Genomic DNA, 26,716 nt, shown 5'->3' with positions numbered 1-26,716 from the left:
CCGAACCACACCTTTCGATCGCCACTCCCGGCGAAGCATGCGGGGGTGGTTGTGATGGGTACCGACAATCGGGATGAGCAGTCGCGAACTCTGCCTGCCGGGGCGTTTCCGTTGTCCGCGGTGCAGCGGAGCATGTGGTTTGCGCAGCAGTTACACCCGGCGGTTCCGTATTTCATCGCGCAGTACATCGAGATACACGGCGACCTGGACATCGGCTTGTTGTCGCGGTCTGCGGTGGCGGCGGCGCACGAGTTCGAATCACCGTTCCTGCGGTTGATGTACCCGGATGGCGAGCCGTGCCAGATCGTCGACCCCACAATCGGCGCGGAGATCGACTACTTCGACTTTCGAGAATGTGACGATCCGCGCGAAGCTGCTGCGGAGTGGATGGACAACGATCACGCAACACCGCTCGATTTGACGCGAGACCGTCTGGTCGAAATGACGATCCTGCAAACGGGGGATCGAGATTACCTGTGGTACACGCGAATTCACCACGTAGCGCTCGACGGATACAGCGGCATGACCATCGTCAACCGCATAGCGGCGCTCTACACCTCAGAACTCGAGGGGCGTGAGCCCGCGCCCAACAAGGCGCTCGATGTGGTGAAGCTGTCGGAATTGGACCAGGCGTATCGGGCGTCGAGTCGATTCGATGCTGATCGGCAGTACTGGGCCGAGCGCATCGCGGGCGTGGATCACGGATCGACACTCACGGGCCGGGAAGCACCACCTCGCGCGCATTCTCGGATTGTGACGGATGCGCTGTCGGAAACGTCCGTCGCAGCTCTGGACGAGTGGAGTGCACGTTCGGGTGCAACGCCGGCGGCTGTGCTGATTTCGGCGTTGGCCTGCTACCTATCGCGTCGTACCGGTTATCGGGACGTGTTGATCAACTTGCCGGTCTCGGCTCGCACCACAGCGCCGTTGCAGCGCTCGGGCGGCATGTTGGTCAACGTGGCTCCGCTGCATATCGAGGTGCTCCCGGGTGACACTGTCGATGATTTGGTGGGGCGAGTGCAGCTCGAGCTACTCGGCGCGCTTCGGCATCAGCGGTGCAGCCTCGAAGACATTCGCCGGGATGCCGGACTGTCGATGGAGGATCAGCGACTGTCCGGGCCGATGATGAACGTGATGCTCTTCCGTCAGGAAATCACCTTGGGCCCGATGGTCGGCGAGTACCACATCGTGACGTCGGGTCCGGTGGAAGACCTGCTGGTCAACATCTATCAGAGCGGTAGTCCCGTCAAGACGCTGATCGAGTTCCGCGCCAATCCGGATCGTTACGAGCGCACCGAACTCGAAGAGCACCACGCAGATTTTGCGGAGTTGATTCGTGAGTTGATCGCGGTTGGTCCCGGCACACCGCTGGATCACGTACATCGCAGGACGGCTGAGATCGGTAGGGAGCGCGCGCGGGCTCGTGAGCTCGAGCAGTTCTGGGCCAGGGAGATGACGGACGCCCCCGAAGGCGCGTCGGTGGTGCTTGATCGTCCACGCACCTCGGATCACCGCGAGGAGATCGGAACTCTGCGCACCCCGATCGCACCCGAGTTGCACCAGCGCATGCGGGCAGCGGGCACAGACGTGTTCAGTCTGGTTCACGGCGCCCTGGCCATCGTGCTGTCTCGGCTGACAAACACCGACGACATCGTGATCGGTGCTCGATTTGCGCCGGGCGCACCCGTAGTGCCGCTCCGCAGCGCAGTCGATCAAGCGCATTCGTGCGCCGATGTATTGAATGATGTTGCAGACCATGATGTTACGGTCCGCGACTACAGCCAGGGCGTAGTGGACACCGCCGGACTGCATGTCGTCCTGACCGACGGTCCTACCAACCGCACAATCGAGGGCGCAGACCTTTCCATCGGTGTGGTCGACGACGCGGGAACGTTGACGTTGGACGCCGCCTACGACCAGGATGTCCTCGACGAGCGCTCCGCGCAGCAGGTGCTCACGCGAGTGCTGCGGGCATTGGGCCGGGCGCTGGAATCTCCCGGCATGGCAGTGGGTGATCTGCCGATACTCGACGAGGCCGAAGGGGAATCGCTCCGCGCAGTTCCCGGTCCCGCAGCGGCGTCCCCTCGCACTCTCGCGCACATTCTGTGCACCGCTGCACAAGTGAATCCGGACGCCGACGCGGTAGTCGTGGGCGATCAGGCACTGACGTACCGAGACCTCGATGCCCAGTCGAATGCGCTGGCGCGAGAGTTGATTGCGCGCGGAGTCGGCCCGGGGACGTATGTTGCGCTCGCACTGGCACGTTCACGAGAATCGGTGATCGCTACCTGGGCTGTGGCGAAGGCCGGTGGCGCATTCCTTCCCGTCGACCCGCACTATCCGTCCGACCGGATCACGCACATGCTGACCGACTCCGGGGCGACACTCGGGATCTGCACCAGTGATGTCCGGGGCGGATTGGGGGACACTGTCGACTGGCTGGTGCTCGGCGACCTGGAGCACCGTTCGAGCGCAGCTATCACCGACGCCGATCTGCTGAGGCCGCTGCGACTCGACGATCCGGCCTATCTGATCTACACCTCGGGTTCGACCGGCGTGCCCAAGGGCGTTGTGGTCACGCATCGCGGTGTGAGCAGTTTTGCCGAGGAACTACGAATCCGTTTCGGTACCAGCCCCGACGCACGGACCCTGCACTTTTCTTCCCCCAGTTTCGACGCGTCCGTTCTCGAACTCCTGCTTGCGTTCGGAGCCGCGGCGACGATGGTGATCGCACCGCCCACGGTCTACGGCGGTGAAGAACTGGCGGAGGTCCTGCGCGCGGGCAAAGTGACGCACGCATTCATCACCCCGGCTGCCCTCGCGACTGTTGATCCGGACCACTTGCCCCTGCTGCGTGTGATCGCCACGGGCGGTGACGCGTGCTCGTCGTCGCTTGTCGAGCAATGGTCCGGGCACCGGTTGATGTTCAACGCGTACGGACCGACCGAGACGACTGTTGTCGCCACCATGGCCGGTCCGCTGCGCAGCGACGTTCCGGTCACGATCGGTCGACCCGTGCGGGGAGCGTCGGCGATGGTGCTCGACGCACGGTTGCACCCCGTGCCGATCGGGGTGGCCGGCGAGTTGTACGTCAGTGGTGTCGGCCTGGCCCGCGGCTACCACGGACAGGGCGCCACGACGGCTCAACGTTTTGTCGCTGCCCCGAACGGGGAAGCCGGCGAGCGGATGTACCGGACGGGTGATCTGGTTCGTTGGACTGCCGACGGTGAGTTGGAATACCTCGGCCGCAGTGACTTCCAGATCAAAGTCCGCGGATTCCGGATCGAACTCGGCGAGATCGACGAAGTGCTGCGTCAGCATTCGAGCCTCGACGACGTGGTGACTGTCGGGGTGAGCGGCAGCAGCGGACAGACAATGCTGGCGTCGTACGTCACGGCAGCGCCGGGGATGCGTATCGAAGTGCCGGAGGTGACGGCGCATGCTGCGGCATCGCTGGCACCGCACATGGTGCCCTCACGCATCGTGGTGCTGGACGCGATTCCCCTGACACCCGCCGGGAAGATCGACCGCAACGCCTTGCCGGCAATCGACGAGGCGTCGGGGATCGGCGAGTACCGCGCACCGGAAAGCTCTACCGAAAAGCGCGTCTCGGCTGTGTACTGCGATCTTCTCGGCATCGCCCGCGCCGGCACCAACGACAGCTTCTTCGACCTCGGCGGCGACTCGCTGATTGCCACGCGGGTGGTGGCGCGGGTGAACGGTGCGCTCGGCACGTCCCTGAGCGTGCTCGATCTGTTCGAGGCGCCGACCGTGTCCGGATTGGCTGCGCGCGCGGACTCCTCGGATTCACGCGAGACCCTCCTCCCGCCGTTGACGAGGATCGAGCGTCCCGAACCGATTCCGGCATCACTGGCGCAGCAACGCATGTGGCTGATCAACCAACTCGACCCGGCGTCGCCGGCGTACAACATTCCGATCGCCGTCCACTTGACGGGTCCTCTGAATGTGGCGGCATTGTCGACAGCCCTGCGGGATGTCCTGATCCGCCACGAGTCCCTACGCACGGTGTTCCCGGCCACTGCGTGGGGTCCGGTGCAGAAGGTGCTCGACGTCGCCGATGTGAATCCGGAACTGACCGTCGAGACGACTTCCGCCGGCGCGATGCGTGCCCGAGCCGAAGAGCTGGCGCGGCTGGGGTTCGACGTCACGTCGGCGCCCCCGGTGCGTGCAGTGTTGCTCGAAGCCTCCGAACACGACCACGTGCTGGTTCTGGTGGTGCACCACATCGCCGCCGACGGTCTGTCGATGACACCGTTGGCCCGCGACGTCATGGTGGCGTACTCGGCCCGGGAGTCCGGACGGGTTCCGGCGTGGTTGCCGCTCGAGGTGCAGTACGGCGATTTCAGCGAGTGGCAACGCCGTGTGGTCGGTGATGCGGCAACACCCGATTCGATACTCGGCTCGCAGTTGAATTTCTGGCGCGGGGAACTCGCTGCCCGCGACGACCTTCCGGAACTTCCGATGGATCATCCGCGCCCGGCGCGTGGATTCCTGCGCGCCCACGACGTGAACTTCACGGTCGATGCACCGACCTATCGCCGTGTTGCGGCTATCGCTGCCGAGCACGATGCCAGCGTGTTCATGGTGGTGCATGCAGCGTTGGCGGTCCTCCTCGCTCGGGAGTGCGGCGGGAACGACATCGTCATCGGCACACCCGTAGCGGGGCGAAGTGAGCGTGCGCTCGACGACGTCGTCGGCATGTTCGTCAACACGTTGGCCCTGCGCACCGTCATCGACGCGGCCGCGAGTTTCGAAACCGTCGTATCCCGCACGCGCGCCACCGATGTGGCAGCACTGCGGCACAGCGACGTTCCCTACGACGTGCTGGTGGACGCTCTGAGCGGTGACTCGCCGCTGTTCCAGGTCATGCTTGTCATGGAGGGTGCAACGCCCACCGAGGTTGCTCTGCCGTCCCTGACCGTCTCGGTGGACGAATTAGACACCGGCGCAGCAAAATTCGATCTCCAGGTCATTGTCACCGAGCGCGGTGATCACCTGGAGGGGAGATTGAACTACGCAAGTGATCTGTTCGACTCCGACACCATGTCCGGATTGGCAGATCGGTTTGTCTCTCTTCTCGACACAGCGACTCAGAAGCCGGATTCCGTCGTCGGAGACATCGACCTGTGCGCAGTAGGCGAGCGCACGTTGGTCCTCGAGCGGTGGAACGCGACGTCGCGACCGCTCGAGGCACTGACCCTGGACGATCTGACACGCGCCCAGGCCGAGCGGAGTCCCCAAGCCGTCGCTCTGCGCTTCGGTGACGCCGCTCTGACCTACGAACAGTTCGACAATCAGGTGAACTCACTGGCTCGGACGTTGATCGCCCGCGGCGTCGGGCCTGATCAGCGCGTGGCGGTGGCGCTGCCGCGCTCGCTGGAACTGTTGGTGGCGATCCATGCGGTGATCCGCAGCGGCGGCGCATACGTCCCGGTGGATCCGGACCATCCCGAGGAACGAATCCGGTACGTGTTGTCCGTGGCATCACCGGTGTGTGTCCTCGGAAGCAATGGACATCACGGGCACCTCCCGACGGATATCGACATCCTCGATGTCGACCTCGAGGCTTCGCCGACCCCTCCGGTCACCGATGCCGACCGGATTGCTCCGCTCCACCCGGACAACATCGCTTACGTCCTCTTCACGTCCGGCTCCACCGGTCGCCCGAAAGGTGTTGCGGTATCGCATCGTTCGATAGTCAACCGGCTGAAGTGGATGCAAGGCGCCTACCCGCTGGAACCGTCGGATGTCGTGGTGCAGAAAACGCCGATCACTTTCGACGTCTCGGTCTGGGAACTGTTCTGGCCCCTGCAGACCGGTGCGGAGTTGGTGATCGCGGCGCCGGACGGTCACCGCGACCCGACCTATCTCTCGACGTTGATCGCCGAATCGCGGGTCACCGTGGCCCACTTCGTTCCGTCCATGCTCGCCGAGTTTGTTGCCGTCGCATCGCGCGGCGACTGCGCAACTCTGCGCCACGTGTTCAGTAGCGGCGAAGCACTGCCTCCAGCCACGGCGATGGCCCTGACCCGCGTGAGTGACGGCGCCTTGCACAATCTGTACGGCCCCACAGAGGCAGCTGTGGACGTCACCGCGTCCGAATACCTGCCCGGCCCGGGAACGTCGGTTCCGATCGGGTCACCGGTCTGGAACACCCAGGTCTACGTGCTCGACTCGCGCCTGCACCCGGTTCCGGTCGGCGTTCACGGCGAGTTGTACCTCGCCGGCGTCCAGTTGGCGCGCGGATATTTCGGCAGGAGCGAGCTCACTGCCGACCGCTTTGTGGCCGATCCGTACAGCCGAACCGGGGCCGCCCGCATGTATCGCACAGGCGACATCGTGCGGTGGCGGGTGGACGGTCAACTCGACTACATCGGCCGGATAGATTTCCAGGTCAAGATTCGTGGTTTGCGGATCGAGTTGCCGGAGATCGAATCGGCGATACTGCGCACCCCGGGGGTAGCGCAGGCAGCTGCCCGTGTTCATCACGACGACGCGCTCGGCGATTCTCTAGTCGGATACGCGATCGGCGACAAGGGGGCTGCTCTCGACCCGGATCGGATTCGGCAGGTGCTTCGGGACGAACTTCCGGCGTACATGGTGCCGTCGTCGATCATCACGATGGACGCTTTTCCGCTCGGTTCCACCGGAAAACTCGATCGAACGGCGTTGCCGGATCCCACCTTTACGAGCACGCGTGCATATGTCGCACCACGGACGCCGCTCGAACAGACCATCGCAGACATCCTCGCTGATCTTCTCGGTACCGACGAGATCAGCGTCGACGACAACTTCTTCGACATCGGCGGCAACAGCCTCATCGCGGCCCGCGCGATTGCCCGTATCAACGACGCGCTGGGGGTGAGCCTGTCGATTCGCAGTATCTTCGACGAGCCCACAGTCGAAGGCTTGGCAACAAACTGCGAGAGCGCGGCGCGCGCAGCGACAACGCTTCCACTGGAACCGCAGGCGCGTCCGGACCGAATCCCGTTGTCGCTGGCCCAGAAGCGGATGTGGTTCGTCAACCAGTTCGACATCAGCTCGTCGGCGTACAACGTGGCCATCGCGATCCGGATGCGCGGCGACCTCGATCACGGTGCCCTGCAGAATGCACTCGGCGACGTACTCGATCGGCACGAATCGCTGCGCACGTCGTTCCCGATGGTGGACGGTGTTCCCGCTCAGATCGTCGTTCCGGCAGGCGATGCGTTGCCGTCGCTACCACTGCTCCGCTGCGCGCCCGAAGAGCTCCGCAGCCGGATCAACGACGTGGCCACGGCAGGATTCGACGTCACCGCCGCACCGCCGATCCGGGCGGAACTGATCCAGGTTTCGACCGACGAACATGTCCTCGTTGTGGTCGTGCATCACATCTGCGCGGACGGTTTCTCGATGGCGCCGCTGGCAATCGACGTGATGACCGCGTATTCCGCGCGCACTCGCGGCTTCATACCGAATTGGGCACCGCTGCCGATCCAGTACGCAGATGTTGCGTTGTGGCAGCAGAGCGTTCTCGGCGACGTCACCGAGAGTGGAAGCGAACTGTCCCGCCAGCTCGACTACTGGACACACCGACTCGAAGGGCTCCCCGAAGTACTGCAACTGCCGACGGATCGACCCCGTCCGCGCGTTCAGGATCTGTCCGGCGCCGTTGTACGGTTCGAGATCGACGCGGACGTGCATCGACGGTTGCTTGCCACCGCGCAGAATTCTCGCAGCAGCCTCTTCATGGCGATGCACGCGGCATATGCGTTGTTGCTGGGACGACTGTCCGGGATGGACGACATCGCAATCGGTTCACCGATTGCCGGCCGAGGTAACGCGCTGCTCGACCCGATGGTCGGCATGTTCGTGGGAACACTGGTCCTGCGCACCGGGTTCGACCCCGCTCGTTCCTTTGCCGACGCTCTCGGGCAGGTCCGCAGTGTCGACCTGGACGCCTTCGACAACGCGGACATCCCGTTCGAGCGCGTCGTGGATGCCCTGGCGCCGCAGCGGTCGACGTCGCACTCTCCACTGTTCCAGGCGATGCTCGAGTTCAAGAACACCGAGCGGCCGGCATTGACTCTCGACGGCCTGGACGTGGACATTCTCGACCTCGAAACAGTGGTGTCCAACTTCGATCTCCAGTTGACGCTCGCCGAGAAGTTCGACGAGCACGGCGAACCGGCGGGGATCGAGGCCGGATTCACCTACGCGAGCGCATTGTTCGACAGCGCCACCATCGAGCGCTTTTCCGAGTACCTGCTCCGAATCACCGACGCCGTCACCCGGGATCCACATGCGCCCGTTGGCGACATCGACTTGCTCGGTAGCGCCGAGGTGCGCGCCGCCGACACGCGAGCACTTCCCGAACCCGCGCTTCTGCCGGACTTGATCTCGGCGAACTACCGTAGCGATTCGATCGCTCTGGCCTTCGAGGGAATCGAGATCGCCTACGAAGCTGCCGATCGGCACGCCAATCAACTTGCACGAGTGCTGATCTCGCACGGAGCAGGACCGGAGAGCGTCGTGGCACTTGCCTTGCCGCGATCGGCGACGTCCGTGCTCGCGATCTGGGCGGTCGCTCGAACCGGTGCAGCGTTTGTTCCCGTCGACCCGTCGTATCCGGCAGACCGGATCAAGCACATGATCACCGATTCCGGCGCGTGTGTAGTCGTGACCACCACGACCGACACACACACCATTCCGGAGGACGTGAGCACGGTTGTTCTCGACACGATGGAGGTCCGCGCAGAATGCGCTGCCGCATCGGACGAACCGATCCGCGATTCCGAACTCCGCGCGCCCCGATCCCTCGACCACGTTGCCTACGTCATCTACACGTCCGGCTCGACCGGACTGCCCAAGGGCGTCATGGTCACCCACCGGGGCCTGGCAGCACTCGCCGAGCAGGAACGCATCACATTCGGGGTCGATGCACACTCGCGGACTCTGCATTTCAGCTCGCCCAGCTTCGACGCCTCGGTCCTCGAACTGCTGCTCGCGGTGTCCGCGGGCGCAACAATGGTGATCGCGCCGCCCTCGATTCTGGGCGGCGACGAACTCACGGCTCTGCTGCGCGACGAGCACGTCACTCACGCCTTCATCACACCCGCCGCTCTGGCAACCGTCGACGGAAGCGTCCTGGGCGAACTCGAGGCTGTCGGGACCGGCGGCGACGTCTGCCCGCCCGAACTGGTAGCGGCCTGGGCGCGCCCGGGGCGGATCATGATCAACGCGTACGGACCGACCGAATCGACCGTCGTCGCGAGCATCACCGAACCGCTGACGCCGTCGCGGCGCGTCAGTATCGGACGGCCGTCGCTCGGGATCACCGCATCCGTCCTCGACGCGCGACTACACCCCGTGCCGATCGGTGTGGCCGGCGAGCTGTACGTCAACGGCGACGGTGTGGCCCGCGGGTACCGGAACCGAACCGCCGTCACAGCCGAACGCTTTGTCGCCGATCCCGCCGGAGCCCCAGGCAGCCGGATGTACCGGACCGGTGACCTGGTCCGCTGGAACGGTGAGGGCGAACTCGAGTACCTCGGTCGCAGCGACTTCCAGGTCAAGATCCGCGGCTTCCGCATCGAACTCGGCGAGATCGAAACGGCACTCACAGGGTGCCCTGGTGTGGCTCAAGCTGTCGCGACCACGGTCGAACGTGACGGCGGACCGGCACGGATCGTCGGATATGTCGTTGCCTCGGATACCGACGTCTCGCTTCTGAGTCCGGATGACGTCATCGCGGTGGTCAGCACCCAACTGGCCCCGCACATGGTGCCGTCGACGGTTGTCGTCCTGGACGAATTGCCGCGCACGTCCAACGGAAAGCTTGATCGCCGCGCACTCCCGGTCCCGGACTTCGCTGCCGCCCGAACGCATTCGCGAGCAGCGGAAACCGAACTCGAGACGGCTCTCGCCGCATTGTTCGCCGACGTTCTCGGGCTGGATTCGGTAGGCGTGGACGATTCGTTCTTCTCACTCGGCGGCGATTCGATCATGTCGATCCAACTGGTGGCTCGCGCTCGCACGAGCGGCATCGTGTTCTCGCCGCGTGAGGTGTTCGAAGCCAAGACCGTCTCCGCGCTGGCGGCAGTGATCGAGCTCGCCGAAGACGCCACACCGCTCGTGCTGGAGGAACTGCCGGGAGGGGGAGTGGGTTCGATGCCGCTCCTGCCGGTTGCGCACTGGTGGCTCGATCGATTTACCGAGAACACGGCAGGACTCGACTCGTTCTCGCAATCCACTCTGCTCAACGCCCCTACCGCTCTGCAACGCATCGAACAGCTCACTGCCGCAGTACAAGTCGTTCTCGACCGCTACGGCACGCTGCGCGCTCGACTCGAACTGCAACCGCACCGGGCGCTGGTCGTCGGTGAAATCGGGAGCATCGACGCGGCACACGTGTGCCGACGCGTTCAGGTGGACGCCGAACCGGGAACGTCGGAGTTCGACGAGGCGATCGTCACCGCCCTCGACGACGCCCGCGACGCGTTGGATCCACGAAACGCGTCGATGATCAAGGTCACCTGGTTGTCCGGCCCCACCGGCGCCGGACGCTTGCTCCTGGTCATTCACCATCTTGCAGTGGACGGTGTCTCCTGGCGGGTGCTGGTGCCCGAACTCGCGGCAGCCTTCCATCAACTCGACGCCGGACTCACCCCCGCCTCGACGTCGACTCCCGGTGAGACGTCCCTGCGGCGCTGGGCAACCGCTCTCGCCGAGATCGCACCGACCCGTCGCAGCGAGATAGACCTGTGGCGTTCCATGCTGGCCGGAGCGGACCCGCAAATCGGATCGCGGCCGCTGGACCCGCACCTCGATACCGGCCGGGCGTTGGCGCGCGTGGCAGTCGAGGTTCCGGTGGACGTGTCCGAGACCGTACTGACCGCCTTGCCCGCGCTGTATTCGGGCTCGGTCAACGACGGACTGCTCGCTGCGCTGGCGCTGGCGGTGACGCAGTGGCGATCGTCTCGCGGAGTTCGGGCCGACGACGTGCTGGTCTCGTTGGAGGGACACGGCCGCGAAGCGCACGTTGTCCCCGGTGCCGATGTACTGCACACGCTCGGCTGGTTCACCACCGTGTTCCCGGTGCGGGTGGATCTATCGGCAGTCGATACCGCCGCACTGCTGTCCGGGCAGGGAAATGCCGGACCGCTTCTCAAATCGGTCAAGGAACTTCTTCACGCAATTCCCGACAGCGGCATCGGATACGGACTGCTCCGCTATCTCGACGATGTCGGGCAGCAACAACTCTCGGGACCGGCCTCGCCTCAGATTTCCTTCAACTACCTGGGCCGATTCGGCGGCTCCGAATCCCCTCACGACGGCGACTGGGCGTTGGCCTCGGACGTCGATCTGGAAGCATCCGCGCGGGGATCCGACATGCCGCTCGCGGCTGTCCTGGACGTCAATGCCGTCGCCACCGACATCGACGGGCGACCACAGTTGTCGGCTACGTGGGCGTACCCGTCCGGCGTCCTGTCAGACGGCGATGTCCGCGAGATCGCGGACTTGTGGGTATCGGCGCTCACCGCACTGGCCGCTCACGCCGAGAATTCCGAACGCGGAGGGTTCACCCCGTCGGATCTCCCGCTGGTGGAACTCGATCAGAGCGCTATCGACCGCTTCGAGGACCAGATTCCCGATCTGGCCGACATCTGGTCACTCTCACCCCTGCAAGCCGGCTTGCTCTTCCACGCGCGGTACGCCGAACACACCGTCGACGCGTACACGGTGCAATTGACCCTCGACCTCGAGAGCGTCGAACCTGCGCGTCTCCATCGCTCCGCGCAGGCACTGCTCGATCGGCACGACAACCTCCGCACCTCGTTTGTCACCGACGAGGCCGGCAACTCCGTGCAGATCGTCCACGCGAATGCGGTTGTGCCGTGGACCGAGATCGACATCTCCCCGCTGCCGCCCAGCGAGCAGGACACGGAATTCTACGAACTGCTCCGAGCAGATCGCGTCCGCGGGTTCGACATGGCCACCGCGCCGTTACTGCGTTTCCTGCTCCTACGTACGGGGGAGACAACCTACCGACTCATTCTGACCAACCATCACATCCTCCTCGACGGCTGGTCCATGCCGTTGCTGCTGCGGGATCTGCTGACGCTGTACGCGACGGACTCCGACCAAAGTGCCCTCTCACGCGTCCATCCGTACCGTGACTATCTCGAATGGCTCTCACACCGTGACACCGAGTCGGCTTTGACAGCCTGGTCGCATGCCCTGGCCGGGATGGACGAACCGACCTTGGTCACTCACGCCCACACGGCCGAAGAACTGACCACCACATCGCGTGACAGGTTCCTCGAACTCGATGTCGCCCGAACCGAAGCCCTGCGCGGATTCCTTCGATCCCGCGGACTGACCATGGCATCACTGATCCAGGTGGGCTGGGGACTCGTGTTGAGCGAGTTGCTCGGCCGCGACGACGTGATCTTCGGCGGCACGGTGTCCGGGCGTCCACACGAGGTGCACGGTATCGAATCGATGATGGGGTTGTTCATCAACACCGTTCCCATCCGGGTGCGACTCGACGCACGAGAGTCCCTGGCCGAGTTGTGCATTCGCGTGCAGAGTGAGCAAACTGCGCTGCTCGACCACCATCATGTCGGTCTACCGGACATCTCGGCCGCAGTGGGCAGCGCAGCCACGTTCGACACATTGACCGTCTTCGAGTCGTACCCGGTCGATCGCACCGGGTTGTCCGCCGGAATAGACATCGCCGGAATGCACGTACTCGACGTGCATGACGCGCAGGACGCCGCGCACTACCCGTTGGCCGTCATCGCGTCCACCGACGGCGGCATGTTCAAGCTCAAGTTCGAGTACTTCCCGGGTGCACTCGCCGATCGGGACGTCGACGCGGTAGCCGACCGGTTGATGCGGACCCTCGAACTCATTGCCGCGCATCCCGACTTGCCGCTGGCTCACCTGTCCCTGATGCCCGAGCAGGAAATGCGCGAACTGGTTCCGGCGTACGGGACGCCGGGCGGGTCGAATCGCACTCTTGCCGAACTGTTCACCGACGCCGCAGCCCGTTTCCCGGATCGGATCGCACTGACCGCCGGCACGCGCCAGGTCACCTACCGCGAACTGGACGACGCATCCGATCGCCTTGCCCGGATGCTCATCGCCGATGGTGTCGCGGCTGAGGATCGGATCGCGATCGGCGTCAGCAGGTCCGTCGAATCCGTCGTCGCGATGTGGGCGATCACGAAGGCCGGCGCCGCCTTTGTTCCGGTTGATCCGCGCTATCCACGTGAGCGAATCGAGTTCATGCTCGCCGACTCCGCCGCACACATCGGGATCACCACCACCGAGCACTCCGGTGACCTACCCGCCGCTATCGGATGGATCGAACTGGATTCACCCGAAACGCAAGCGCGTCTGGCCACCTTGGCATCGGGCCGCAGTGTTACCCCCACGCGCTTGGGCAACGCGGCGTACGTCATCTACACCTCGGGATCGACCGGACAACCCAAAGGCGTACTTGTCACGCACTCCGGCCTCGAGAACTTCGCCGACGAGGAACGTGAGCGTTTCGGGATAGACGAGCAGTCCCGCACCTTGGCATTGTCCTCGCCCAGTTTCGACGCCTCCGTTCTCGAATACCTCCTCGCGTTCCCCAACGGTGCCACCATGGTGATCGCGCCGACCACCGTGTACGGCGGCGAGGAACTCGCCGCAGTCCTGCGCGATGAGGCGGTCACCCACGGATTCATCACCCCGGCCATGCTCACCTCAGTGGATCCGAGCGGCATCGACGCGTTGACGTGCGTGATCGTCGGCGGTGAAGCGTGCCCACCGGAACTGCTGCACACCTGGGCACCTGGGCGCTCCTTCCACAACCTGTACGGGCCCACCGAAACCACCATCGGCGCCAACATCAGCGACCCCATACCGGCCGACGGCACCGTCGTCCTGGGCGGACCGATCCGAGGCGTGCGCGAACTGGTCCTCGACCGACGCCTCCAGCCGGTGTCCGTTGGAGTGCCCGGTGAGTTGTACATCGCCGGCGCCGGACTGGCGCGCGGCTATCACCAGCGTGCCGGGCTGACCGGCGAGCGCTTTGTCGCCGACCCCTACGGGGAACCAGGGGAGCGGATGTACCGCACCGGCGACGTCGTACGCTGGCGCGCCGACCGTACCGTCGAATACCTCGGCCGCAGTGACTTCCAGGTCAAGATCCGCGGATTCCGCATCGAACTCGGAGAGATCGACACCGCCCTCGCCGCATTGCCTGGCGTCGAATTTGCCGTCACCCTCGCCGTTCACGGACCGGCCGATCAACAGGCACTCGCGTCGTACGTCCTGATCGACAGCGATGCTGCGGTGACCGTCGCCGACGTGCTCGCACACGCACGTGAGCACCTGCCCGCTCATATGGTCCCCGCCAGTGTTGTCATCCTGCACGACATCCCACTGACCGGCACCGGAAAAGTCGACCGGGCGGCCCTACCGGAACCGCAGTTCGACACCGCGGGCGGAGAATTCACGGCCCCGACCACCGAGTTCGAACGACTGATTGCCGCAGCATTCGACGAAGTCCTCGAATCGGGACCGATCGGCCTCGACACACACTTCTTCGACGCCGGCGGAAACTCGCTCACCGCGACCCGCGTCGTCGCACGGGTGAACGCCGCGCTGGGCTGCGACATCGGCGTCCGGACCCTGTTCGACGCCCCGACGGTACGGGCACTGGCACACGCCGCCCAGAACGCCGGCCGCGACCTCACCGCGCGAGTGCCACTCACCCCGATCGAGCGCCCTGAACCCATCCCGGTATCCGTCGCGCAGAAGCGCATGTGGTTCCTCAACCAATTCGACATCAGCTCACCGGCATACAACATCCCACTTGCCGTCACCTTGACCGGAGAACTCGACCACGACGCGCTGACCCGCGCTTTCGACGACGTCCTTGACCGCCACGAAAGCTTGCGGACGATGTTCCCCGCCACCGCCGGAACACCGACGCAACGCATCGTCCCCGTCGATGACGTCCCACTGAATCTGGAACCGGAACCCGTCGCCGAGCAGAATCTGATCAACCGCATCCTCGAATTCGGATCAGCGGGCTTCGACGTCTCGCGCGCAGTCCCGATTCGCAGCACACTGCTCGAGATCGCCCCGGATCGCCACGTTCTTGTGGTCGTGGCTCACCACATCATCGCCGACGGGTTCTCCATGAGCCCCCTCGCGCTCGATGTTGCCACCGCCTACGCCGCACGTAGCACCGGCAGCGCGCCGACCTGGGCCGAACTACCCGTCCAGTACGCGGACTTCACGCTGTGGCAGCAGGCGAACCTCGGTTCGGAGGAGGACGCGGACTCGGAGATCTCCCGTCAACTCGACTACTGGACACACCAACTGGCGGATCTGCCCGACCCCATCAATCTGCCCACCTCGCATCCCCGTCCGGCAAAGCAGTCGATGCAAGGCGCCGTGGCGGCGTTCGAGATTCCGGCGAGCACCCACCGACTCCTCTCCGATGTAGCCCGCCAGCGCGGCGTCACCATGTTCATGGTCCTGCACAGCGCTTACGCCGCACTTGCTGCCCGACTATCCGGCCAGAGCGACATCGTGATCGGAACACCCATCGCCGGACGCGGTGAAGCCGAACTCGATCACCTCATCGGCATGTTCGTGAACACCCTGGTCCTGCGCACACCGCTCTCACTCGACTCCACCTTCGCCGACCTGCTCGATCAGGTGCGCGAGATCGACCTCGGTGCGTTCCAGCACGGTGACCTACCGTTCGAGCGTCTGGTCGACACACTGGACCCCGAGCGCTCCACATCGCACACTCCGCTGTTCCAGATCCTCCTCGAATTCCGCAACAACGTGGTGCCGACACTCGAACTTCCCGGACTGAGTGTGTCCGGAGTGGACATCGAACTCCCTGTCGCCAAATTCGATCTGCAACTGTCGGTCACGGAACGGTACGGGGAACACGGCGCTCCTGACGGCATCGACGCCGAGTTCATCTATGCCACAGATCTTTTCGATGCCGATCTCATGGAAACCTATGCTCGCCGGTTTGTCGAACTGCTCACCGCCGCCGCACAGGAGCCGACAACCAGGCTCGGCGACCTCGACATCCTCGACGACATCGAGCGCCGCACAGCGCTGACCGAATGGAACACCGCAGGATATGCGTCGCTCACCGCAGACGACACCATCGCAGATCGCTTCTACGCGAGCGTCGCGGCGCATCCCAACGCCACTGCGGTCGGTGACGGCACCACGTCACTCACTTATGCCGAACTCGACGGCCGCGCGAATCGACTCGCCAGGCTGCTGATCGCCCAGGGGATAGGACCGGAATCCGTCGTCGCCGTCGCGCTGCCCCGCACCACCGAGTTGGTGGTTGCGCTTCTTGCCGTGATCAAAGCGGGTGGCGCGTACCTGCCCATCGACGTCACCTACCCGGAAGAGCGCATCCGATTCCTCGTCGCCGACGCACAACCCGGCGCCCTGATCACGTCCGACGAATTCCGGCGGATGTTGCCCGACGGCCTCACGGACGGTTACAGCCTCCCGGTGATCGAACTCGGGACGCCGGAAAGAGACCTGCGTCTCGAGCATCTTGCGCCGTCCCGGATCACCGACGCGGACCGCCTGGCTCCACTGCGCGGCGACTCGATCGCCTACATCATCTACACCTCCGGATCGACCGGACAGCCCAAGGGCGTGCTCGTCTCACACCGCAACGTCCTCACCCTCATGGACAACGCGTCCCCGACATTCGGCTTCGACCACACCGACGTGTGGACGATGTTCCACTCCTACGCCTTCGACTTCTCCGTCTGGGAACTGTGGGGCCCGCTCCTGCACGGTGGCCGCCTCGTTGTGGTCGACTACTACACAACCCGCTCACCCGACATGTTCGACGAATTGTTGCGCCGCGAAGGCGTCACCGTCCTCAACCAGACACCCACCGCGTTCTACCAACTCGCAGAAGCCGACCGCGGTCATCACCCAGCACCCGGCGAACCAGACCTCGCACTGCGCTACGTCATTTTCGGTGGAGAAGCACTCGACCTCGGTCAACTACGAAAGTGGTTCGACCGCAGACCCACAACACCTGCACTGATCAACATGTACGGCATCACCGAGACCACGGTCCATGTCAGTCGCATCGCCCTGACCCGCGACGACGCGCATCGCGGCTCCGCCAGCATCATCGGCCGCGGACTACCGGGAATGAACGTCTACGTCCTGGACCAGCGACTACGCCTGGTACCGCCCGGCGTCGTCGGAGAAATGTATGTATCCGGTGACCAGATCACCCGCGGGTATCTCGGCAAGCCCGCATTGACCTCTACGCGGTTCCTACCCGACCCTTTCGGTGGCTCGGGGGATCGAATGTATCGAAGTGGGGACCTTGCGAAGTGGAACGACGCGGGGCAGCTGGAGTATGTGGGACGCAGCGATTTCCAGGTGAAGGTGCGTGGTTTCCGCATCGAACTCGGTGAGATCGAAGCCGCCATGCTCCGCTGCCCCGGCGTCGCGCAATCCGTTGCCATCGTCCGCAGCGACAGTGGCAGCTCGAGAATCGTCGGATACGTTGTGCCCGAAGCTGGAGCGAGCATCGATTCCGAGGCAGTGACCGTCTCCGTGTCCGCCGAATTGGCGTCGTACATGGTGCCGACGGTGATAGTGGTCCTGGACGAGCTTCCGCTGACCGTCAACGGGAAACTTGATCGGGGACATCTCCCGGCCCCCGATTTCACCGTGCTCACTCTGGGGCCGACGTCTAACCGAAGCCCTTCCACCACAACAGAATCCATGCTCGCCGATCTGTTCGCCGACGTTCTCGGCCTACCATCGGTCGGCATCGACGATTCCTTCTTCGGCCTCGGCGGCGATTCGATCATGTCGATCCAATTGGTCTCGCGGGCCAAGGACGCCGGACTGGCCTTCACTCCGCGCGACGTGTTCGAGGCAAAAACCGTGGCCGGACTCGCGCAGGTGGTCCGCAGCGAACCCGTCGAAACCGCACCCGCACTGGAGGAACTACCCGGCGGCGCAGTCGGAACAATGCCGCTCACGCCGATCATGACATGGCTCCTCGAGCGCAGTGGTGGTGATCTCGAACTGATCCGCAGCTACAGCCAGAGCGCGCTGCTCTCTCTGCCTCGTCACACCATTGCCCGTGCACTCGATGACGCCCTGCAATCCCTGCTCGACCATCACGATGTGCTGCGAAGCCGCCTCGACACCGGCACACGCAGCCTGATCGTCGCCGAACCCGGAACGGTACGCGCATCAGATGTACTGCACCGCCTGGAGATCAGTGCAGATCAGGGGCCGCAGTTCCGCCGCACCGCCGAAGAAGCAATGGCATACGCGTCGAGTCGCCTTGATCCCGAGAACGGAAAGATGATCGCAGCGGTGTGGCTCGATCCTGTCGGAGCCAGCGCCCGTGGCCGGCTACTCCTGGTGATTCACCACCTCGCCGTCGACGGTGTGTCGTGGCGTCTACTCGTCCCCGATCTTGCGACCGCGTACGGCGCTGCCGAAGCTCGCACTCCGGTCACGCTGCCCGCAGGTGGGACGTCGATGCGCCGGTGGGCAACCGGCCTCGCCGAACAGGCACCCGCGCGCCGCGCAGAACTCACGCGCTGGGAAGCCAGCGCCGGCCGCGACGCACTGCTGGGAAACCGGGCACTCGACCCGGCCGTCGACCTCGGTTCGACCGTGGAAAAGATCACCGTCGACATCGACTCCGCGGTCACCGACAACATTCTCACCGCCGTTCCGCACCTGTTCGGCGGCTCGGTGAACGACGGCCTGCTCGCAGCACTGGCGCTGGCCGTGACCGGGTGGCGTCACTCGCACGGCAAGCGCGGCACCGATGTCCTGATCAATCTCGAAGGCCACGGACGTGAGGAAGCCGCTGTACCGGGAGCCGACCTGTCCCGAACCGTCGGCTGGTTCACCACCATCTTCCCGGTACGACTCGACCTCGCCGGCATCTCCGTCATCGACGCTCTCTCCGGCGGCGACGCCATCGCGTCGGCAGTGAAATCGGTGAAGGAAACGCTGCTCGCCGTACCGGACAACGGCATCGGGTTCGGAATGGCCAAGTACCTCGACGACGCCCGATCACTGCATGAACTCCCGGCGCCGCAGATCTCGTTCAACTACCTCGGACGACTCGGTGGTACCGAGACCGGCAGCGAGGAAGTTCCGTGGTTGCCAGTGCCGGGAGTAACCCTCGACGAACCACACAACGGACAACTCCCGGCTGCGTCGGTGCTCGACATCAACACCGTGGCCACGGACAGCAGCAACGGCCTGGTCCTGCGCAGCACCTGGGCGTTCCCGAGAGGAATCCTCACCGCTACCGACGCGTCGGAGCTAGCTGAACTGTGGACCCGCGCCCTGACCGCGCTCAGCAACTACGTCGAGCAGACGCACACCCGGCAACTCACACCGTCGGACGTCGACCTCGTCACTCTCGATCAGCCTGCGATCGAACACCTGACCACACGATTCCCCGACCTGACGGACGTCTGGTCCCTCTCACCGCTGCAATCTGGGCTGCTTTTCCACGCACAGTTCGACGACACCGGCATCGATCCGTACATGGTGCAGTTGACTCTCGAACTCGGCGGCCGCATCGATCACGCGCGGATGCAACGCGCCGCAGCGGCATTGCTCGACCGTCATCCCAGCCTGCGAGCCGGATTCATCGCAGCGCCCGGCGGGCGCGCGTTGCAGATCATCCGATCCGACGTGACGGCGGACTGGACCGATGCGGACCTGTCCCATCTCCGGCCTTCCGAGATCGAAGCGGAGTGGACACGTCTCCTCGAGGCCGACCGCTCGCAGCGTTTCGATATGGAAACAGCACCGCTGATCAGGTTCATGCTCGTCCGCATCAGTGACGACTCGGCCCGACTTGTCATCACCAACCACCACATCCTGCTCGACGGATGGTCGACGCCCCTCGTGCTGCGCGACCTGCTCACGCTGTACGCCACCGACGGTGACCCCGAGATCCTGCCCCGCGCACCGCACTACCGTGACTATCTCGCCTGGCTGACCACCCGCAACAGCAACACATCGCTCGAAGCCTGGCGAGGCGCTCTGCAGGGGATCGACACACCAACGCTGTTGGGCGCGTCCACCGACGACCCCGAGCAGACAAGTGAGGTGTGCTCGGTCAGTCTCTCGCCCGAACGCACCGATGTTCTCCGCACCTTTGTCCGCTCGCACGGACTGACCATGGCAACCGTTGTCCAGGCCGCGTGGGGAATTGTGCTGGGGGAGTTGCTCGGCCGCGACGACATCGTATTCGGTGGAACCGTCTCCGGGCGCCCACCCGAAGTGTCGGGCGTCGAGTCCATGGTGGGCCTCTTCATCAACACGGTGCCCGTACGCGTTCAACTGAACGCACGAGAATCACTGTCCGAGTTGTGCGTTCGCATCCAGGGCGAGCAAGCTGACATGCTCGATCACCACTACGTCGGACTCACCGACATATCCGCAGCGGTGGGCCCTGCCGCCTCCTTCGATACCTTGACGGTCTTCGAGTCCTACCCGGTCGATCGCGCCGGACTGTCCGCCGGTACCGATATCGCCGGCATGCATGTCCTGGGAATCGACGGACGTGACTCCGCCCACTACCCCCTGGCAGTGGTCGCCTCCGAAGACCGAGCCCTCCACATCAAGATGGAATACCAGCCCAGCCAGTTCACCGAGCGTGACACCGAGATCATCGCCGAACGCATACTCATCGCGATCGAACGCATCGCGGCGACGCCGGACGAACCACTGTCCTCGATGCACATCCTCACCGAATTCGAGAGCCGCGACCTGGTCCCCGTCTTCGGCGCCCCCGGGCGATCCACTCGAACACTCCCCGAGATATTTGCCGACGCCGCCGCAACGTTCCCCGAACACATCGCACTCTCGGCCGGCGAACGCGCACTCACTTACCTGGAACTGGACCGCAAATCCAACCAGTTGGCCCGCGAACTCATCAAGCGCGGCGCCGGCCCCGAAACCGCCGTCGCGATCGGCATTGCCCGCTCGATCGAATCGGTGCTCGCAGTATGGGCCGTCACCAAAACCGGAGCAGTATTTGTTCCCGTCGACCCCAACTACCCAGCCGACCGCATCGAACACATGCTCACCGATTCGAACGTCCTGCTCGGCCTCACTGTCAGCGAGTCCGTCGACTCACTCCCACCTGCGGCGCCGTGGCTCGTCCTCGACGAAGAACCCTTCATCCGGGACGTCTCCCTCGCCTGCACACTCCCGATCAGCCAGGACGAACGACTGGGTGCAATCGACCTGAACAACGCCGCCTACATCGTCTACACCTCGGGTTCCACCGGGAAACCGAAAGGCGTCGTCGTCACCCATTCCGGCCTGGACAGCTTCGCGCTCGACCAACAACGACGCTTCCATGCCGACCACACTTCGCGCACATTGCATTTCGCGACGCCCAGCTTCGACGGCGCGATCTTCGAATACCTCCAGGCATTCGGTGTGGGGGCCACGATGGTGCTGGTGCCCACCGATATCTACGGGGGCAGCGAACTTGCCGAGCTCATCAAAACCGAACACGTCACACACGCCTTCATCACCACGGCCGCCCTTGCCACCGTCAACGCCGAAGGACTCGACGAATTCCGGCACGTTGTTGTCGGGGGAGAGGTCTGCCCACCGCACCTCGTCACGCAATGGGCCCCTGGGCGTGAACTCGCCAACGCGTACGGACCTACCGAAACCACCGTCATGGCCGACATCAGCGAACCCATGACCGTCGGCGCACCCATCACCATCGGCGGCCCCATCCGAGGCGTCAGCGAAATCGTCCTCGACAGCCGTCTCCAACCCGTACCTGTCGGCGCGCATGGTGAGCTGTACATCGCCGGCGTCGGTCTCGCCCGCGGCTACCACCAGCGCACCGGGTTGACCAGCGAACGGTTTGTGGCCAACCCCTACGGCAAGCCAGGGGAGCGGATGTACCGCACCGGCGACATCGTGCGCTGGCGCGCCGACCACACCATCGAATACGTCGGTCGCAGCGACTTCCAGATCAAAGTCCGCGGTTTCCGCATCGAACTCGGCGAAATCGACACCCAGATAACCTCTATCGACGGTGTCACCAACTCCGTCACCCTCGGCGTCGAAGGACCAGGGGGAGCGACCGTCCTCGCGTCGTACCTCACCGTTTCCGAAGGATCCGATCTCAGCCCCGCCGCCATCGTCGCGCACCTGTCCGGACGTCTGCCCACCCACATGGTGCCGACCAGCATCACCATCGTCGACGAACTACCACGCAACGCCGTGGGAAAGATCGACCGCAGCGCACTACCCGCTCCGGACTTCACCGCGCCGTCCACGGAATTCCTGGCAGCCCGGACACCACTCGAACGCCAGATCGCAGCAGTGTTCGCCGACATCCTCGACCTGGACAAAGTTGGCGTCAACGACAACTTCTTCGACCTCGGCGGCAACTCGCTGATCGCCACCCGCGTGGTATCCAGGCTGAATACCGCCCTCGAACTCGACCTCGGCGTGCGGACGATCTTCGAATCACCCACCACCGCGCAGCTGGCAGTACTGATCTCCTCGCAGCGGGAAGAGGGACCGTCGACCAGCATCCACGTCCCACTCGTTCCGTTCGAACGGACCGGCAACATTCCGCTCTCGCTTGCCCAGAAGCGGATGTGGTTCCTCAATCAATTCGACACCAGCTCAGCCGCGTACAACATTCCGTTTGCCGTGCGATTGACCGGCGACCTCGATACCCACGCCATGAAAGCCGCAATCGTCGACGTCGTCGGACGCCACGAAAGCCTACGAACCGTCTTCCCGACCGCGAACGGCGAACCGTTCCAGAAGGTGCTCGACATCGCCGACGCCCTACCCGCCGTCGCTACGGCAACGGTCGGACCCGACGATCTCTTCAGTCGCATCAGCGAGCTCGCTCAGGAAGGGTTCGACGTAGCCAACGAACTTCCGCTGCGCGTCACGCTGTTCACGATCGACACCACAACCGACGAGGCCGAACACGTCCTGTTCGTTGTGGTCCACCACATCTGCGCGGACGGGGCATCCATGGCTCCACTCGCACGCGACGTCATGACCGCCTACCTGTCCCGAACAGCCGGCATCGCACCGGCCTGGGAGCCGCTACCGGTCCAGTACGTCGACTTCACACTGTGGCAACAACACGTCCTCGGCTCCGAATCCGATCCCGAATCGATCATCAGCAGCCAAATCGCGTACTGGGACGCACAACTCGCCGGGCTCGACGACGTCATCGCGCTACCAGCCGACCACCCCCGGCCGCTCCAACAGACTTTCCACGGTGACCGCTTCGACTTCAAGATCAACGCGGACACCCACCGTGCACTCACCGCGATGACTCGTGAACAAGGCGTCACGATGTTCATGGCACTACACGGCGCGCTTGCCGTGCTCCTGGCAAAACTCTCCGGAGCTGACGAAGTCAGCATCGGCACACCCATCGCCGGACGAGGAAAAGACGAGCTCGAGAACCTCGTCGGAATGTTCGTCAACACACTCGTCCTGCGCACCCCCGTGAACCAAGATCAGACGTTCACCGAACTCCTCGACGGCATCCGCGACACCGATCTCGCCGCCTACCATCACTCGGATCTGCCATTCGAACGGCTCGTCGACGTTGTCAATCCCACCCGGTCCACGTCGTACTCACCACTGTTCCAAGTCGCACTCGAACTGCAGAACAACGAGACGGTGGCGCTCGAACTACCCGGACTCACCGTCGAAGCACTCGGAACAGAATCCAAGACCGCAAAGGAAGACCTCGAACTGGTCGTCAACGAATCCTTCGACGCAGCCGGACAACCTGATGGAATGTCCGCGGCCTTCATCTTTGCCGTAGACCTCTTCGAACCCGCCACAATTCACGCGTTGGCGCAGAGGCTCCAACTGATCCTCGACACCGTGGTCAGCAGCACCGACATCCACGTCGCCGACATCAACATCCTCGGCGCCGACGAGACCGAATCACTTGTCCCCGCATTGGGCGCCGACGCGACCCGACCGCGCACCTGGCCCGAGATCCTCGAGACCGCTGCCGCACTGAACCCCGACGCACCGGCAGTCTCCAGCCAGGAACGCACCATGACCTACCGAGAACTCGACACCGAAGCCAATCGTCTGGCACGAGTGCTCCGCGCCCGGGGAATCGGTCCGGAAGATTACGTTGCACTCGCGCTGCCACGATCAGCCTCGGAAGTTGTCGCGATCTGGGCCGTCGCCAAGACCGGCGCAGCCTACCTGCCCGTCGACCCGAACTACCCGCACGAGCGCATTACCCACATGCTCGACGATTCTCAGGCGGTCCTCGGATTGACCGTCGCAGCACAGCACGCGAAGCTGCCCCCGAACATCGACTGGATAGTCGTCGACTCCGAACAGACCACCCGCGAACTCACATCTCGGAGTCCCGCCCGATTCACCGATGCCGAGCGCACCATGCCCCTGCGCCTCGGGCACCCCGCGTATCTCATCTACACCTCTGGATCGACCGGAAAACCGAAGGGCGTCATCGTCACACACCTCGGCCTGTCCAACCTCAACGCAGAAGAGCACCAACGCTTCAACGTGCAGACCAACTCGCGCATCGCGCACCTCGCATCCCCGAGCTTCGACGCGTCGGTCTTCGAACTGATGATGGCGTTCGGCAGCGCCGCGTGCCTCGTCATCATCCCGCCGGCCGTATTCGGCGGATCCGAACTTGCCGAGATCTTCTCGGGCGAACACGTCTCGCATGCTTTCATCACGCCTACCGCGCTGAGCTCGATCGAAAGCTCGGCACTACCGGAGCTGCAAGTACTCGCAGTCGGCGGCGAAGCGTGCCCCACCGAACTCGTCGACACCTGGGGACGCGACCGGCGGATGTTCAACGGTTACGGACCCACCGAATCCACCATCCAAGCCGCCGTCAGCACGCCCATGCGGCCGGGGAAGAACATCAACATCGGTCGCCCCGCCATCGGTTTTGCCGGACTGGTACTCGACACTCACCTGCGGCCCGTCCCCGTCGGCGTCATCGGTGAGCTCTACGTCACCGGCCCAGGTCTCGCGCGTGGCTACCACCGCCGCCCCGGACTTACTTCCGACCGCTTTGTCGCGGACCCGTACGGCGAACCAGGCCAACGGATGTACCGCACGGGCGATCTGGTTCGCTGGAATGCCGATCACGCCCTCGAATACATGGGACGAAGCGACTTCCAAGTCAAGGTGCGCGGATTCCGCATCGAACTGGGGGAGATCGACTCCGTTCTCACGTCACACCCGTCCGTGTCCTTCGCCGCAACCCTCGGCCAGGAAACACCGTCCGGCGACACCATGCTCGCGGCGTATGTTCAGCCCGTCGACGGACACACCATCGCGGAAGCCGAACTGCGGCATCATCTCTCGTCCAGACTTCCCGCACACATGGTTCCCGCGGCAATCATCGTCGTCGACAAGATCCCGATGACGCCGGTCGGCAAACTCGATCGCCGCGCACTCCCGACACCCGATTTCGAGAACCGCAACGTGCCGTACGCACCGCCCACAACCCACACCGAGGAAGTTGTGACCGAGGTCTTTGCATCCGTCCTCGGCGTCGACCGCGTCGGTATCGACGACAACTTCTTCGACCTCGGCGGCAACTCCATCGTCGCAACGAGGATCACTGCCGAACTCGACGAACGAATCGGCCGACGCGTCCGCCTGCAAGCACTTTTCCTCGACCCCACACCCGCAGGCGTTGCCCGAGCCGCAGACCAGGCGAATCAACCCGCCGACACGTCCGCCTTCCTCGCTCCGGTTGTCACTCTGCGCGCAGGCGGCACCAAACCTCCGCTGTTCTTCATCCATCCCGGCATCGGGTTGGCCTGGGGATACGCAGGATTCGCTGCGCATGTGGACCCGGATCGCCCTCTCTACGGCCTCCAACTGCCATCCCTGAGCGGAGGACCCAGCTTCAGCACCCTCACCGAACTCGCTCAGAACTATGCAGACCGCGTCCAATCACTTGCACCCAGCGGGCCCATCCATCTGGTCGGGTGGTCACTTGGCGGCGTCATCGCCCACGCGGTGGCACACGAACTCGAGAAGCGACACGCGGACGTCTCCACTGTTGCGATCCTCGACAGCTACCCATCCGCGGACAACGATCAACCTGTCGACCTCTCCGTCGCCGAATTGGTCGCAGGACTCGGATTGCCGCCGGGGGAGACAAACGTCGCGACGTTCGAAGACGCTGTCGACCTCCTCGAGCGAACACTCGGGCCCGGCACCGGTATCGAGGCCGATCACCTCGCCCGGATCAGCGACGGCTATTCCCACTCGGTCGCACTGGTGAATGCTCACCGTCCGCCGTACTTCGGTGGCGACATCGCATTTTTCATAGCCGGACAATCTAGTGAAAACGGTCATAGTGTCGACGAGTGGCGCGCATATGTGGGCGGTGCGATCGCAGCCGACACCGTTGACTGCGCACACAACCAGATGATCGATGCAGTGCCGTCCGCATACATAGCGGCAGCGTTGCGAGAGCATCTCATCTAAGACGATGCATGAAACTGGTAGCCGCTGGGTACTACTACGCACTAAGGTGCAAAGTGGCACCTACGGGGGAGTTTGTGCCTGCTCGACAAACAGGTAGAGGGGAAACAATTGAAATTCAGGACTCGAC

At 64.2% G+C, this 26,716-nt stretch carries 1 protein-coding gene; it reads left to right on the top strand.

What is annotated here, in order from left to right; genetic code table 11:
- Positions 1–54: 54 nt before the first annotated feature.
- Entirely contained in the window at positions 55–26,589 is a 26,535-nt protein-coding gene (locus FEZ60_RS03605; RefSeq protein ID WP_172935522.1) for a non-ribosomal peptide synthase/polyketide synthase, read from the top strand.
- Positions 26,590–26,716 lie beyond the last annotated feature (127 nt).

The sequence above is a fragment of the Rhodococcus sp. MS16 genome (assembly GCF_013277795.1).
Classification (GTDB): Bacteria; Actinomycetota; Actinomycetes; order Mycobacteriales; family Mycobacteriaceae; genus Rhodococcus_F; species Rhodococcus_F globerula.
Note: the sequence above shows the minus strand (reverse complement) of the source record. Positions and strands in the feature narration are given on the sequence as shown.